This window comes from Pseudescherichia sp. (assembly GCF_031987975.1).
Taxonomy (GTDB): domain Bacteria; phylum Pseudomonadota; class Gammaproteobacteria; order Enterobacterales; family Enterobacteriaceae; genus Pseudescherichia.
Genome location: NZ_DALZYX010000006.1, coordinates 68,469 through 83,933, shown reverse-complemented (window position 1 = coordinate 83,933; position 15,465 = coordinate 68,469). Strand labels below are relative to the sequence as shown.

Genomic DNA, 15,465 nt, shown 5'->3' with positions numbered 1-15,465 from the left:
CTAGAAATCAGCGGGCGCTTTAAAGGTCATGCTGGTGCCATACTCTGGGTGGGTAATGGTTAACATTTCGGCGTGCAGTTGCAGCCGTGACGCCATGGCCAGCGCCTCGGGCGTGGCATAGAAGCGGTCGCCGAGGATCGGGTGGCCTAACGCCAGCATATGCACGCGTAGCTGGTGCGAGCGCCCGGTAATCGGCTTCAGCTGCACGCGGGCGGTGTTATCCGCCGCGTACTCCAGTACCGTATACTCGGTCTGCGCCGCCTTACCGGTCTCATGGCACACCATCTGCTTCGGGCGGTTAGGCCAGTCGCAGATCAGCGGCAGATCGATCAGCCCCTCCGCCTTCTCAGGATGTCCCCACACGCGGGCCACGTACTGCTTCTTCGGCTCGCGCTCGCGGAACTGGCGCTTTAGCTCCCGCTCCGCGGCTTTAGTCAGGGCCACTACAATCACGCCGCTGGTGGCCATATCCAGACGATGCACCGACTCCGCCAGCGGATAGTCGCGCTGGATGCGCGTCATCACGCTGTCTTTATGCTCATCCAGCCGTCCCGGCACGGAGAGCAGGCCGCTCGGCTTGTTAACCACCATAATATGCTCGTCCTGGTACAGAATGACCAGCCAGGGCGACTGCGGCGGATTGTATGGCTCCATCAACATAACGGGTTCCTGTTACTGGTGCGTGACCACAATAAGACGCAGAGCATCGAGACGCCAGCCCGCCTGAGCGAGGCTATCGAGCACCTGCTGACGGTTGCTCTCAATGGCGGCCAGCTCATCATCACGGATGTTAGGGTTCACCGCCTTCAGCGCTTCAAGACGCGACAGCTCCGCAGAGAGGCGTTCGTCTGCCTCCTGACGCGCGGCCTCGATCAGCGCTTTCGCCGCGCTCTCGATCTGTGCTTCACCCAGCTGCAGGATCGCATGCACGTCCTGCTGCACCGCGTTCACCAGCTTGCTTCCGGTATGGCGGTTAACCGCGCTCAGCTGGCGGTTGAAGGTCTCAAACTCCACCTGGGCGGCAAGGTTGTTGCCGTTTTTATCCAGCAGCATACGCACCGGCGTGGCAGGCAGGAAGCGGTTGAGCTGAAGCTGCTTCGGTGCCTGCGCCTCGACGACGTAGATCAGCTCAAGGAGCAGGGTGCCCACCGGCAGCGCCTTGTTTTTCAGCAGGGAGATGGTGCTGCTGCCGGTATCGCCGGAGAGGATCAGATCCAGACCGTTGCGGATCAGCGGGTGCTCCCAGGTGACGAACTGGGCATCTTCCCGCGACAGGGCCAGATCGCGCTCAAAGGTGATGGTGCAACCATCTTCCGGCAGGCCTGGGAAGTCGGGGACCAGCATATGATCGGATGGGGTCAGCACAATCATGTTCTCACCGCGATCGTCCTGGTTAACGCCCACGATATCAAACAGGTTCATGGCAAAGGCGATCAGTCCGGTATCGTCATCCTGCTCTTCGATGCTCTCTGCCAGCGCCTGGGCTTTTTCACCGCCGTTGGAGTGGATCTCCAGCAGGCGATCGCGGCCCTGCTCCAGCTGGGCTTTCAGCGCCTCGTGTTGCTCGCGGCAGGTTTTGATCAGCTCATCGAAGCCTTCGGTCTCTTCCGGCGCGGCGAGGTAGCCAATCAGATCGCTGTGCACCTGGTCGTAGATAGTGCGGCCGGTAGGGCAGGTGTGCTCAAAGGCGTCGAGGCCTTCGTGGAACCAGCGCACCAGCACCGACTGGGCGGTTTTTTCCAGATAGGGGACGTGGATCTGGATGTCATGCGCCTGGCCGATACGATCCAGACGGCCAATACGCTGCTCCAGTAGATCCGGGTTAAACGGCAGATCGAACATCACCAGGTTGCTGGCGAACTGGAAGTTACGCCCTTCGGAGCCAATCTCTGAGCAGAGCAGCACCTGCGCACCGCTGTCCTCTTCGCCAAACCAGGCGGCGGCACGGTCGCGTTCAACAATGGACATGCCTTCGTGGAACACGGCAGCACGGATGCCTTCGCGCTCGCGCAGCACCTGCTCCAGCTGGAGCGCGGTGGTGGCCTTAGCGCAGATCACCAATACCTTCTGCGAGCGGTGGCTGGTCAGGTAGCCCATCAGCCACTCCACGCGCGGGTCGAAGTTCCACCAGGTGCCGGTGTCGCCCTCGAACTCCTGGTAGATCTGTTCCGGGTAGAGCATATCGCGAGCGCGCTCTTCTGCGCTTTTACGTGCGCCCATGATGCCGGAGACCTTGATAGCGGTCTGGTACTGGGTCGGCAGCGGCAGCTTGATGGTGTGCAGCTCGCGTTTCGGGAAGCCCTTCACGCCGTTACGGGTGTTACGGAACAGGACGCGGCTGGTGCCGTGGCGATCCATCAACATAGAGACCAGCTCCTGGCGCGCCGCCTCTGCGCCGTCGCGATCGCTGTTAGCGGTTTGCAGCAGCGGTTCAATATCCTGCTCGCCAATCAGCTCGCTCAGGGTGTTCAGCTCGCTGTCGCTCAGATGCTTGCCCGCCAGCAGCATGGCAACGGCATCGGCCACCGGACGGTAGTTCTGCTGCTCTTCAACAAACTGCTCGAAATCATGAAAACGGTTCGGATCCAGCAGGCGCAGACGGGCGAAGTGGCTCTCCAGACCCAGCTGCTCCGGCGTAGCGGTCAGCAGCAGCACGCCCGGCACGCGCTCGGCCAGCTGTTCAATCGCCAGATATTCGCGGCTCGGTGCCTCTTCGCTCCACACCAGGTGGTGCGCTTCATCGACCACCAGCATATCCCACTCGGCGTCGCACAGGTGCTCCAGGCGCTGCTTGCTGCGGCGCACGAAGTCCAGGGAGCAGATCACCAGCTGTTCGGTCTCAAATGGGTTATCAGCCTCGTGCTGGGCTTCCGCGTAGCGCTCATCGTCAAACAGCGCGAAGCGCAGGTTGAAGCGGCGCAGCATCTCCACCAGCCACTGGTGTTGCAGCGTTTCCGGCACCACGATCAGCACGCGCTCTGCCGCGCCGGCCAGCAGCTGCTGGTGCAGGATCATCCCCGCTTCGATGGTTTTACCTAAGCCAACCTCATCCGCCAGCAGCACGCGTGGCGCGTGGCGACGGCCCACGTCATGGGCAATGTGCAGCTGATGCGGGATCAGGCTGGTGCGCTGGCCGCGCAGGCCGCTCCACGGCATCCGGTACTGCTCGCTCTGGTATTTACGCGCGCGGTAGCGCAGGGAGAAGCGATCCATGCGGTCGATCTGCCCGGCGAACAGGCGGTCCTGCGGCTTGCTGAACACCAGCTTGCTATCGAGCAGCACTTCACGCAGCGCCACGTCGGTTTCGCCGGTATCCAGACGCGTGCCGGTATAGGTCAGCAGACCGTTTTGCTCTTTTACGTCATCAATGGTGAGCTGCCAGCCTTCGTGGCTGGTCACCGTATCGCCTGGATTAAACATTACGCGGGTAACGGGGGAATCACTGCGGGAGTAAAGACGGTTCTCTCCGGTTGAGGAGAAGAGCAGCGTAACGGTACGCGCATCCATCGCCACAACGGTTCCCAGTCCGAGTTCGCTTTCTGTATCGCTGATCCAGCGTTGACCAAGTGTAAAAGGCATAGTTATTCGGCTCTATATCTCAAATTGCAGGCAATAGTTAGACCACCGTCATGGAGTGACAGCGCGTCAAAAATTGGGGCCAGGATTGGAAAGGGCGCTATGGTACTGGATGGCAACGCGTTCGTCACGTCTTCGTCATCATTCAAACCGCGCTAAAAGAGTCCCATCTGCCCCGTGACCAGTGTAGCAAAGTCATCGCCCATAAACGGCAGGATGCCCTCCGCCACCGGCTGTAGCTGGCGAGTCAGGTAGTGATCGTAGTCCAGCGGCGACTGCTGGTAGTCCACCGGCTCGGGGCCGTGGGTGGTCCAGACGTACTTGATGGTGCCGCGCTTCTGGTACTGCAATGCCCGGCCGCGCTTCTGGTTCTGCTCATCCGCCAGCCTCGCCGCCCGCACGTGCGGCGGCACGTTGCGCTGGTACTCCGCCAGGGGGCGACGCAGGCGCTTGCGATAGACCAGCTGGCTATCCAGCTCGCCCGCCATCAGCTGGGCAATGGTTTCGCGGATGTAGTCCTGATACGGCTCGCGGCGGAAAATGCGCAGGTAGAGCGCCTGCTGGAACGTCTGCGCCAGCGGCGTCCAGTCGGTGCGCACCGTCTCCAGCCCTTTGAAGACCATACGCTGGCTGTCGCCCTCCTGAATTAGTCCGGCGTAGCGCTTCTTGCTGCCGGTATCCGCTCCGCGAATGGTCGGCATCAGAAAACGGCAGAAGTGCGTTTCAAACTCCAGCTCCAGGGCGCTGGTTAAGCCTTTGCTGGCGAGATGATCCCGCCACCAGTCGTTGACCAGCTCCACCAGCGCCTGGCCGATGCGCGCGGCCTCCTCTTCGCTATGGGCGTGCTTCAGCCAGACGAAGGTGGAGTCCGTGTCACCGTAGATCACCTCGTAGCCCTGAGACTCAATTAGCGTTTTGGTCTGACGCATGATCTCATGCCCACGCATGGTGATCGACGACGCCAGCCGGGGATCGAAGAAGCGGCAGGCGCTGGTGCCCAGCACGCCGTAAAAGGCGTTCATGATGATCTTCAGTGCCTGGGAGAGCGGCTTGTTGCCCTGGCGTTTGGCCTCGTCGCGGCCGTGCCAGATCTGGCCGACGATCTCCGGCAGGCAGTGCTTCTCGCGGGAGAACCACGCGCCCAGAAAACCTTCGCTGCTGTGGGCTTCGTCCGGCTGCGCCATGCCCTCAATCAGCCCCACCGGATCGATCAGAAAGGTGCGGATGATCGACGGGTAGAGGCTCTTATAGTCCAGCACCAGCACCGAATCATACAGGCCGGGGGTGGAGTCCATCACGTAGCCGCCGGGGCTGGCCTGCGGCGGCACGTCGCCGAGATTGGGGGCCACGTAGCCCGCGCGGTGCATGCGCGGAAAATAGAGATGGCTGAAGGCAGCCACCGACCCGCCGTGGCGATCGGCAGGCAGACCGTTGACCGAGGCGCGCTCAAGCAGGAAAGGCATGATCGCCGTCTTATGGAAGATGCGCGTCACCAGCTCGCAGTCTTTCAGGTTGTAGGTGGCGAGGGCGGGTTTATCTTCGTTAAAGCGCCGCTCGATCTCGTCCATTCGGTCCCACGGGTTATCGATCGACTTGCCTTCCCCGAGCAGCTCCCGGGCTACCGCTTCGAGAGAGAATGACTGGAAGTTCCAGAAGGCGGACTTCAGGGCATCAATGCCGTCAATAATCAGCCGACCCGCCATCTGAGCAAAGAAGACACCGTTCTTGAAGCCGTGCTCGCGCCACTCAAGCTCGCTGTTACCGCGCCCCAGCCGCAGCGGAATACCGTAGCGCTCGGCATGCTTCTGTAACACGCGGAGATCGAACTGCACCACGTTCCAGCCGATCAGCACGTCCGGATCGTGGGCGGCAAACCAGGCGTTGAGTTTCTCCAGCAGCTGCCGACGGCTGGCAACGTACTCCAGATGGAAATCAAGACCCGAGGCGTCGCCGTTTTCCGGACCGAGCATATAGACCGTGCGCTGGCCGCACCCCTCGAGGCCGATGCAGTACAGCTCGCCGTGGCGGGTGGTTTCGATATCCAGCGAGACCCACTTCAGCGGCGGGCGGTAGTGCGGGCTGGGCTTCAGGCGGGCATTCACCAGCGCGCCGTCGCGTGATTCACCGCTGACCCACACCGGGGCGGTGATGAAGCGCTCCATCAGAAAACGCTCCGGCGGGCGGACGTCCGCTTCGTAAAGGGTTACGCCGCCCTCTCGGAGCAGCTTCTCATAGCGCATCAGCTGACGATGGGCACGGCAGTAGAGACCGTGCACCGGCTGGCGGCTGAAATCTTTTAGCTCCAGCGGCGTCAGGCGGTAGTGGCTTTCGCCCGCCAGGATGCGCTGCGCCAGGGGTACCTGCACCGAGGGGATAAACGCTACCGACTCCTGCACGGGTAGCACCACGCGCAGCGGGCCGCTGTCGGTTGCCAGCCAGAATTCGATCTCGGTGCCCTGAGGGGTATCCCGCCAGTGCCGGGTCAGTAAAAAGCCTTCTTGCGCCTGCGCCACGCCGTCTTCTCATAAAATAAAACCAGGCGTTATTATAGCCTGGTTTCACTGTTTTAGCTGGGTTTTTATACAGTCTTACTGGCCGTAATAGGCCTTCGCCCCGTGCTTGCGCAGGTAGTGTTTATCCAGCAGCGTCTGCTGCATCGCGGGCAGATCCGGGGTGAGCTGGCGGCAGAAGATGCCCATGTAGGCGACCTCCTCCAGCACGATGGCGTTATGCACCGCGTCTTCAGCATTTTTACCCCAGGCAAAGGGACCGTGGGAGTGCACCAGCACGCCGGGCATCTGAGCAGCGTCGATGCCTTGATTTTTAAAGGTTTCGACGATCACCTCACCGGTCTCCCACTCATACTCGCCGTTAATTTCGGCATCGGTCATTTTGCGGGTGCAGGGGATAGGGCCGTAGAAGTAGTCGGCATGGGTAGTACCGGTAGCCGGAATAGACTGTCCCGCCTGCGCCCAGATGGTAGCGTGGCGCGAGTGGGTATGCACAATGCCGCCGATGGTGGGGAAAGCCTGGTAGAGCAGGCGATGGGTCGGGGTGTCGGAGGAGGGTTTTTTCGTGCCCTCAACCACCTCGCCGGTTTCAATGCTCACCACCACCATATCCTCTGCCGTCATGACGCTGTAGTCGACGCCAGAGGGCTTAATGACGAACACACCGCGCTCGCGATCGACGGCGCTGACGTTGCCCCAGGTGAGGGTGACAAGATTATGTTTCGGCAGGGCCAGGTTGGCTTCCAGCACCTGGCGTTTGAGATCTTCAAGCATAGCTATCTCCACGTAGGCCCGGCAGGCACTCTGCCGGGCGTTACGGACTTAACGTTTAGAGCCGTAATAGACTTCGTTCCAGCGCAGCGCATCTTTGAATGCCGGCAGACGGGTGTCGTTATCGATCACCGCCAGCTCGATGTCGTGCAGCTCGGCGAACTGGCGCATATCGCTGAGATCCAGCGCGTGGCTGAAGACGGTGTGGTGCGCGCCCCCGGCAACGATCCACGCCTCGGAGGCGGTGGCCAGATCCGGCTGGGCTTTCCACAGGGCGTTAGCCACCGGCAGCTTCGGCAGCTGGTGCGGAGTCTCGACGGAATCCACGCAGTTCACCAGCAGGCGGAAACGATCCCCAAGATCGATCAGGCTGGCGTTGATCGCCGGGCCGGTTTTGGTAGAGAAGATCAGGCGGGCCGGATCGGCTTTGCCGCCGATGCCGAGGTACTGCACGTCGAGGATCGGTTTTTCATCCAGGGCGATGGTCGGACACACTTCCAGCATATGGGAGCCGAGCACCAGATCGTTACCGTCCTCAAAGTGGTAGGTGTAGTCCTCCATAAAGGAGGTGCCGCCCTGCAGACCGGTTGCCATCACCTTCATGATGCGAAGCAGGGCGGCGGTTTTCCAGTCGCCTTCGCCCGCAAAGCCGTAGCCCTGCTGCATCAGGCGCTGCACGGCGAGGCCCGGGAGCTGTTTCAGGCCGTGCAGATCTTCAAAGGTGGTGGTGAAGGCGTGGAATCCACCCTGCTCGAGGAAGCGTTTCATCCCCAGCTCAATGCGCGCCGCGTCAATCACGTTCTGGCGTTTGTCACCGTTAACCTGCGCGGCAGCGGTCAGGCGGTAGCTGCTCTCATACTCGTCCACCAGCGCGCTGACGTCGCCTTCGCTGATGTCGTTAACCACCTGCACCAGATCGCCCACCGCCCAAGTGTTGACCGAGAAGCCGAACTTGATCTGCGCTGCCACTTTATCGCCGTCGGTTACTGCGACTTCACGCATGTTGTCGCCGAAGCGGCACACTTTCAGATGGCGGGTATCCTGTTTCGAGACCGCGTGGCGCATCCACGCCCCGATACGCTGCTGGGCCTTTTGATCCTGCCAGTGGCCGGTCACCACGCTGTGCTGCTGGCGCATCCGCGCGCCGATAAAGCCGAACTCGCGGCCGCCGTGCGCGGTCTGGTTCAGGTTCATAAAGTCCATGTCGATGCTGTCCCACGGCAGGGAAGCGTTGAACTGGGTATGGAACTGCAACAGCGGTTTGTTGAGGATGGTCAGGCCGTTGATCCACATTTTGGCCGGGGAGAAGGTGTGCAGCCACACCACCAGGCCCGCACACCTGTCGTCGTAGTTGGCGTCGCGGCAGATAGCGGTGATCTCATCCGGGGAGGTGCCGAGCGGCTTCAGTACCAGCTTGCAGGGCAGTTTAGCTTCGCCGTTCAGGGCGTTGACCACCTGCTCAGCGTGCTGCGTGACCTGGCGCAGGGTTTCCGGGCCATAGAGATGCTGGCTGCCAATCACAAACCATACTTCGTAGTTATCAAAAATAGTCATTATCGTGTCCTTAATGGGTCAGAGCGGCCTGCGACGCTGGCGCGGCTGAAGGGAGATAGTGTTGTTCGGCGCTGGCCGCCCAGTGCTGGTAGCGGCGATAGAGCTGTTCAAAGCGTTGCGCCTGAGCGGGAGCAGGCTGGAGCGTGTTTTCGACGGCGCTGGCCATGTGGCGCTGGGCGGTCGGGATATCCGGATGATCCCCTGCGGCGATGGCGGCGAAGATCGCCGCACCCAGGGCGCAGCACTGATCGGAGGCAACAATCTGCAGCGGACGGTTGAGCACATCGCAGCAGGCCTGCATGATCACCCGATTTTTACGGGCGATACCGCCGAGGGCCATCACGTTGTTGACCGCGATCCCCTGGTCGGTAAAGCACTCCATGATGGCGCGTGCGCCGAAGGCGGTGGCAGCAATCAGCCCGCCAAATAGCAGCGGCGCGTCGGTGGCAAGGTTGAGGTCGGTAATCACCCCTTTCAGACGCTGGTTAGCGTTGGGGGTGCGGCGACCGTTGAACCAGTCAAGGATCACCGGGAGGTGATCAAGAGAAGGATTATCCGCCCAGGCCTGGGTCAGGGCGGGCAGCAGCTGCTTCTGGCTCGCCTGAATCTGGGTTTTCAGCTCCGGATGCTGGAGGGCAAGCTGCTCAAGCGGCCAGCCGAGGATGCGGCCAAACCAGGCGTAGATATCGCCGAAGGCCGACTGCCCGGCCTCAAGGCCGATAAAGTCCGGAACCACGCTGCCGTCAACCTGGCCGCAGATGCCTTTCACCGCACGCTCGCCGACGCTGGGCTTATCGGCAATCAGAATGTCGCAGGTTGAGGTGCCGATCACCTTCACCAGCGTGTTCGGCTGCGCCCCTGCGCCCACTGCGCCCATATGGCAGTCGAATGCGCCCCCGGCAATCACCACGTTTTCCGACAGGCCCAGACGCTGCGCCCACTCTGGACTTAAATTGCCCACCGGCAGATCGGCGGTATACGTCTCGGTAAACATCGGCCAGGCCAGATGCCGATTGATGATGGGATCCAGCTCGTCAAAGAAGCTGGCTGGTGGCAGGCCGCCCCAGCTTTCGTGCCAGAGGGATTTGTGTCCGGCGCTGCAACGCCCACGACGAATATCCTGTGGGCGGACGGTGTTGGAGAGCAGGGCAGGAACCCAGTCGCACAGCTCAATCCACGAGGTGGCAGCCTGAGCGACGGCAGCATCCTGGCGGGTAACGTGCAGGATCTTGGCCCAGAACCACTCGCTGGAGTAGATCCCGCCGATATAGCGTGAGTAGTCGGTTTTGCCCGGCTGGTGGCAGAGGCGGGTGATGGCCTCGGCTTCCTCTACCGCCGTGTGATCTTTCCAGAGCACGAACATGGCGTTGGGGTTGTCGGCAAACTCCGGGCGCAGCGCCAGCACGCGCCCTTCGGCATCAATGGGGGCTGGCGTCGAGCCGGTGCTATCCACGCCGATGCCGCTCACCTGTTCGCGCTGGTCAGGGCTTAGCTGGGCCAGCACGCTTTTGATTGCCGCCTCCATCGACTCGATATAGTCGCGGGGGTGATGGCGAAACTGGTTGCGCGGAGCGTCGCAATAACGCCCCTCCTGCCAACGGGGATACCACTCCACGCTGGCGGCGATCTCTGTGCCGTGCTCGCAGTCTACTGCCAGGGCACGTACCGAATCGCTGCCAAAATCGAGGCCAATTGCAATTGCCATCGTCTTACTCCATCCAAAATAACCGTATGGAGAAACATTAGAGACAGGGGCTAAAAAGCGTCAGGCAGGATCCGCTAATCTTATGGATAAAAATGCTGTTCCAGCGGAAAGTGTGACTCACTGCAAATATTCAATGTGGACATTTCTGCCGGGTTTATAGACACTTTTGTTACCCCTTTTTATCGGTGTAGATTAGACAAAACGGGGAAAGTGCTTTTATCTGGCGGGGTTGTCACGCTGCGGTTTTTATCGCGGATTGAGTAGAGCAGCAGAGTGATGAAATAAAACCCAATATGGACAAATGGTTTCCTTGACCACCACCTGGAGCGCGCTGTTTATGGCTGAATTGCAAAACGATCCTCTGCTGCCGGGCTACTCGTTTAATGCCCACCTGGTCGCCGGACTGACGCCCATTGAGGCCGACGGCTACCTCGACTTTTTTATCGATCGCCCGCTGGGAATGAAGGGCTATATCCTTAACCTGACGGTACGCGGCGAGGGGGTGGTCAATAACAACGGTCGGCAGTTTGTCTGCCGCCCCGGTGATATCCTGCTTTTCCCGCCCGGTGAGGTTCACCACTATGGCCGCCATCCGGAGGCGCGGGAGTGGTATCACCAGTGGGTCTACTTCCGCCCGCGTGCCTACTGGCATGAGTGGCTAACCTGGCCGACCCTTTTTGGTCAGACCGGCTATTTCCGCCCTGACGATGTCCATCAGTCCAGCTTTAGCGAGCTGTTTGCCCAGATCATTAGCGCAGGACAGCGCGGCGGTCGCTACAGCGAGCTGCTGGCGATCAACCTGCTGGAGCAGGTGCTGCTGCGACGGATGGATGCCATCAACGAATCACTGCATCCGCCGCTGGATAACCGGGTGCGCGACGCCTGCCAATACATCAGCGATCACCTGGCGGATAACCACTTCGATATTGCCGGTGTGGCGCAGCACGTCTGCCTGTCGCCGTCGCGGCTGTCGCACCTTTTCCGCCAGCAGCTGGGGGTCAGCGTGCTCAGCTGGCGGGAGGATCAGCGCATCAGCCAGGCCAAGCTGCTGCTCAGCACCACGCGGATGCCCATCGCCAGCGTCGGGCGCAACGTCGGCTTTGAGGATCAGCTCTACTTCTCCCGGGTGTTCAAAAAATGTACCGGAGCCAGCCCGAGCGAGTTCCGCGCCGGGTGTGAATAACGTAAAGAAACGAAATGCCGCCGCCGAGGTCTGATACAGACAGTAAACTAATCGGACAATTGCAGGCTTGACGAGGCGCTACCGGCTCAGGAGAATCCCTGCTTCGTCACTAAAACGGACAGCGTATGCAGGCATTTCTGGAACATTTTATTACCCAATCAGCTACCTACACGCTTATCGCTATTGCGCTGGTTGCTTTTCTGGAGTCTCTAGCGCTGGTGGGCCTGATCCTGCCGGGTACGGTGATGATGGCCGGACTGGGCGCGCTGATCGGCAGCGGCGAGGTGAACTTCTGGTATGCATGGCTGGCGGGGATTGTCGGCTGCCTGCTGGGGGACTGGATCTCCTTCTGGCTCGGCTGGCGCTTTAAGAAGCCGCTGCACCGCTGGTCATTTATGAAAAAGAACAAGGCGCTGCTGGATAAAACCGAGCATGCTCTGCACCAGCACAGCATGTTTACTATCCTGGTCGGCCGCTTTGTTGGGCCAACCCGCCCGCTGGTGCCAATGGTTGCCGGAATGCTCGATCTTCCCGTCAGCAAATTTATCCTGCCCAACATTATTGGCTGCCTGCTCTGGCCGCCGTTCTACTTTCTACCGGGCATTCTCGCCGGGGCGGCGATTGATATTCCTGCCGATGAGCAGAGCGGGGCGTTTAAGTGGCTTCTGCTGGGTGCAGCGCTGCTGCTCTGGATAGCGGTGTGGCTCTGCTGGCGACTGTGGCGCAGCGGCAAGTCCGGCAGCGATCGGCTGACAAAATACCTGCCGCGCGGACGGCTGCTGTGGGTTGCTCCGCTGCTGCTCGGCGTGGCGGTAGTTGCCTGCGTGGCAGTGGCCCGTCATCCGCTGATGCCTACCTATTTAACGATCCTCGGTAAGGTCATCAGCGGTCACTGAGGTTCAATTCCCAGCAGTGTAGAAACCGGGGCGCGACCGCTGACCAGATCGGCGGTTGCGCCGTCCCACGCGATGCGCCCCTCGGCCACCACCAGCGCCCGGCTGGCGATGCGCGCGGCATCCTCAATGCTGTGGGAGACCATCAGCAGAGTGATGTTTTGCCGCTGGCAAACGCTCTGCACCAGGGCCAGCATCTCCTGACGCAGGGCCGGATCGAGCGCCGAAAACGGCTCGTCCAGCAGCAGGATGGGCTGCTCCCGCACCAGACAGCGCGCCAGCGCCACCCGCTGCCGCTGCCCACCGGAGAGCTGGTCCGGCAGCCTGTCGAGCAGCGTTTCCAGCCCCATCTGGGCGGCAATCTCCTCCAGCTTCTGCTGCTGTTCAGCATTGAGCTTCAGGCCGGGATGCAGGCCGAGGCCGATGTTCTGCCGCACCGTCAGGTGGGTAAAGAGGTTATTCTCCTGAAACAGCATTGATACCGGACGGCGCGACGGCGGCGTAGCGGTATGCTCCCGCTCGCCAATCACGATCGTGCCGCTCACCGGCTGGATAAAACCGGCGATTAGGTTGAGCAGGGTGCTCTTCCCCGCGCCGCTGGGTCCCAGCACGGCAATCTGTTCGCCCGCCTCGACGGCGAGAGTAAAGCGCATCGGCAGATGCTGGTAGAGCCAGGTGACATCAGTGAGTTTTAGCATGGCGGCCCGGAAGTTTTTCAATAACGGTAAAGAGAACAAAACAGAGCGCCAGCAGGATCAGCGCCGTCACCGCGCCGTCCTGGCTGCGGTAGGAGCCAATCTGCTGATAGAGATAGAAGGGCAGCGTACGGAACTCTTCGTTACCAAACAGCGCCACTACCCCGAAGTCGCCGATTGAGAGCACGCAGGCGAAGGCCAGCGCCTGGGCCAGCGGTCGCCGCAGCGCGCGCAGCTCCACCACCCGCAGGCGTGAAAAGCCGCGCATGCCCAACGACTCGCACAGCAGGCTGTAGCGGGCGGTGATGTCCCGCATCGGGTTATCGAGCACCTTCTGGGCATAGGGAATGGCCATCAGGGCATTGGTAAAGATCACTATCCCATCCGCCGAGGTGGGCAGGCCGACAGAGTTGTTGAGCAGCAGAAAGAAGCCGGTTGCCAGCACGATGCCGGGCATGGCGAGGATCAGCATCCCACTGAGTTCCAGCGCCTGACCCCGGCGCGGCTGTCCGCGCGCCCGCAGCTCGCGGCTGCTCCAGAGCAGCATCATGGTCAGGATCACGCAGAGCAGCCCGGCCAGCACGGCAATGCGCAGGGAGGTCCACACCGCCTGCCACAGCACCGGCTGGGCCAGCACCGCAGGCAGGTTACGGTTAACGCCCTCGACGATCACCGCCAGCAGAGGCGGGAGCAGCAGCAGCAGCGCCAGGCCGATCAGCAGGCCGTCGCCCAGCCGGGCGCGCCAGCTGTCTTCGGGATCGCGCCAGCCCTGGATCTGATTGCTACCCACCGGAATGGCCTTGCTCAGGCGCTGGCTAAGCAGCACCAGCCCCAGGCAGCAGATCATCTGTAATAGCCCCAGCAGCGCGGCGCGGCCAGGATCGTAGTCGAAGCTCAGGGCCTGATAGATCGCCAGCTCGATAGTGGTAGCTTTGGGACCGCCGCCCAGCGACAGGACAGTGGCGAAGCTGGCGAAGCAGAGCATAAAGATCAGCGCCGCCACCGGTGGGATCTGCCGCCGCAGCCACGGCCACTCTACAAAGCGGAAGAAGGCAAAACCGCGCATTCCCAGCTGGGCGGCGAGCTGGCGCTGCTCGCCGGGGATCTGCTCCAGGGCCTGGAGCAGCAGGCGGGTCGCCATCGGCAGGTTAAAAAAGATGTGCGCCAGCAGGATGCCGCTCAGCCCGTAGGGTGAGAAGAGCCACGGCAGGCCGAGGGCATCACACAGCGACGCCAGCCAGCCCTGACGCCCGTAGACGGTCAGGATGCCAAAAACCGCCACCAGCACCGGTAGGATCAGGGTCATGGCGCAGAGGCGGAGCAGCATCAGCCGTCCGGGAAAGCGACGGCGATAGAGGGCGCGGGCCAGAAAGATGGCAGGCACCACCGAGAGCAGAGCAGAGAGAAATGCCTGTATAAAAGAGAAAGCAATGACGTGACGCAGGTAGCTATCGTGCCACAGCGCCGAGACGTCGGTGGTCGGCGCGTTGAGCCAGAGGGCAACAAACGCCGCCAGCGCCACCGCCACCAGCAGGGTGGCAGCGGTCGCGCCGGGCAGCAGCCAGCCGGGAACTAGCGGCTGGTCGCGCGAAGCCACGTATTAATCCACTCAGCGCGTTGGGAGAAGACCTGCTGCGGGGTAAACTCCAGGGTGGTTTTCGGCTTCGTCAGCTGGTCAAAGCCAGCGGGCAGCGTTACGTTGCTCACCGGGTACATCCAGTTGCCGGTCGGGATGGCGTTCTGGAACGCCGGGCTGACCATAAACTGGAGGAACTTCTCCGCCAGCTCAGGCTGTTTGCTGGCTGCGGTGCGGGCGGCGACCTCTACCTGTAGATAGTGGCCTTCGCTGAAGTCCGCCGCCGCGTAGTTATCCTTTTTCTCTTCGATCAGGTGATAGGCCGGGGAGGTGGTATAGCTCAGGACCAGATCGCTCTCGCCCTTCAGGAACAGGCCGTAGGCTTCGCTCCAGCCTTTGGTGACGGTGACGGTTTTCGCCGCCAGCTTCTGCCACGCTTCAGGCGTTTTATCTCCGTAGACTTTTTGCATCCACAGCAGCAGGCCCAGCCCTGGGGTGCTGGTGCGCGGATCCTGATAGATCACTCGCCACTTCTGGTCGCTCTCCACCAGCTCCTTCAGGCTCTTCGGCGGGTTTTTTAGCTTGTTCTTGTCATAGACAAAGGCAAAGTAGCCGTAGTCGAAGGGGACAAATGTATCGTTTTTCCAGCCGCCGGGGACGTTAACGGCATCGGCTGCCACGCCGCTTTTTGCAAACAGTTTGGTCTGGCTGGCCGCCTCCAGCAGGTTATTGTCGAGACCCAGTACCACGTCGGCCTTGCTGTTTTTGCCTTCCATGCGCAGACGGTTGAGCAGCGAGACGCCATCCTCCAGCGCCACCATCTTCAGCTCGCAGTTGCAGTCGGCCTCAAAGGCTTTTTTCACCGCAGGACCTGGCCCCCAGTCGGCGGCGAAGGAGTCGTAGGTGTAGACGGTGAGAACGGGTTTATTAGCAGCCGGGGCGGCAAAAACGGGGGCGGCCACAAGCAGCAGCAGCGGCAGACATTTTTTTAACACTTTGCAC

Annotated in this window: 11 protein-coding genes; 2 read left to right on the top strand and 9 right to left on the bottom strand. The window is 61.3% G+C overall.

All coding sequences use genetic code 11. The features are described 5' to 3' along the window. The 6 genes from rluA to araB form a co-directional block, all read right to left on the bottom strand. Nucleotides 1-660: a bifunctional tRNA pseudouridine(32) synthase/23S rRNA pseudouridine(746) synthase RluA gene (rluA, locus tag RTN40_RS12035; RefSeq protein WP_312228668.1), complete on the bottom strand. Its 660-nt coding sequence runs from the start codon at nt 658-660 to the stop codon at nt 1-3. 12 nt (nt 661-672) lie between these two features. Then, nucleotides 673-3,579, bottom strand: a complete 2,907-nt coding sequence (gene rapA / locus RTN40_RS12030; protein ID WP_312228667.1) for an RNA polymerase-associated protein RapA — start codon at nt 3,577-3,579, stop codon at nt 673-675. 152 nt (nt 3,580-3,731) lie between these two features. Next, nucleotides 3,732-6,089 carry a DNA polymerase II gene (gene polB / locus RTN40_RS12025; RefSeq protein WP_312228666.1) on the bottom strand — a complete coding sequence of 786 codons (2,358 nt, stop codon included), beginning with the start codon at nt 6,087-6,089 and terminating at the stop codon, nt 3,732-3,734. Between the two features lie 75 nt (nt 6,090-6,164). Then, nucleotides 6,165-6,860, bottom strand: coding sequence for an L-ribulose-5-phosphate 4-epimerase (araD, locus tag RTN40_RS12020; protein ID WP_312228665.1), 696 nt, complete (start codon nt 6,858-6,860; stop codon nt 6,165-6,167). A gap of 48 nt (nt 6,861-6,908) precedes the next feature. Then, entirely contained in the window at nt 6,909-8,411 is a 1,503-nt protein-coding gene (gene araA, locus RTN40_RS12015; RefSeq protein WP_312228664.1) for an L-arabinose isomerase, read from the bottom strand. A gap of 10 nt (nt 8,412-8,421) precedes the next feature. Then, complete coding sequence (gene araB, locus RTN40_RS12010) at nt 8,422-10,116, bottom strand: ribulokinase (protein WP_312228663.1); 1,695 nt, start codon at nt 10,114-10,116, stop codon at nt 8,422-8,424. Nucleotides 10,117-10,453: 337 nt separating this feature from the next. Here araB and araC point away from each other — a divergent pair, with 337 nt between their 5' ends. Together araC and RTN40_RS12000 are read left to right on the top strand one after the other, a co-directional pair. Next, complete coding sequence (gene araC, locus RTN40_RS12005) at nt 10,454-11,299, top strand: arabinose operon transcriptional regulator AraC (RefSeq protein ID WP_312228662.1); 846 nt, start codon at nt 10,454-10,456, stop codon at nt 11,297-11,299. Nucleotides 11,300-11,424: 125 nt separating this feature from the next. Next, nucleotides 11,425-12,195: a DedA family protein gene (locus RTN40_RS12000; RefSeq protein WP_312228661.1), complete on the top strand. Its 771-nt coding sequence runs from the start codon at nt 11,425-11,427 to the stop codon at nt 12,193-12,195. On the opposite strand, the gene thiQ is transcribed toward RTN40_RS12000, so the two are convergent. From thiQ to thiB, 3 genes are read right to left on the bottom strand one after another with little or no spacing between them, the layout of a single operon-like run. Beyond that, nucleotides 12,189-12,890 (bottom strand): thiamine ABC transporter ATP-binding protein ThiQ, encoded by a 702-nt coding sequence (gene thiQ / locus RTN40_RS11995; protein WP_312228660.1) that lies wholly within the window; start codon nt 12,888-12,890, stop codon nt 12,189-12,191. The two genes, RTN40_RS12000 and thiQ, sit on opposite strands and share 7 nt — an antisense overlap. Beyond that, nucleotides 12,874-14,484 (bottom strand): thiamine/thiamine pyrophosphate ABC transporter permease ThiP, encoded by a 1,611-nt coding sequence (gene thiP, locus RTN40_RS11990; protein ID WP_312228659.1) that lies wholly within the window; start codon nt 14,482-14,484, stop codon nt 12,874-12,876. The genes thiQ and thiP overlap by 17 nt, the downstream gene beginning before the upstream one ends. Then, a complete protein-coding gene (gene thiB, locus RTN40_RS11985; RefSeq protein WP_312228658.1) occupies nt 14,460-15,458 on the bottom strand; it encodes a thiamine ABC transporter substrate binding subunit in 999 nt (332 codons plus the stop codon). Before thiB ends, thiP begins: the two co-directional genes overlap by 25 nt. Nucleotides 15,459-15,465 lie beyond the last annotated feature (7 nt).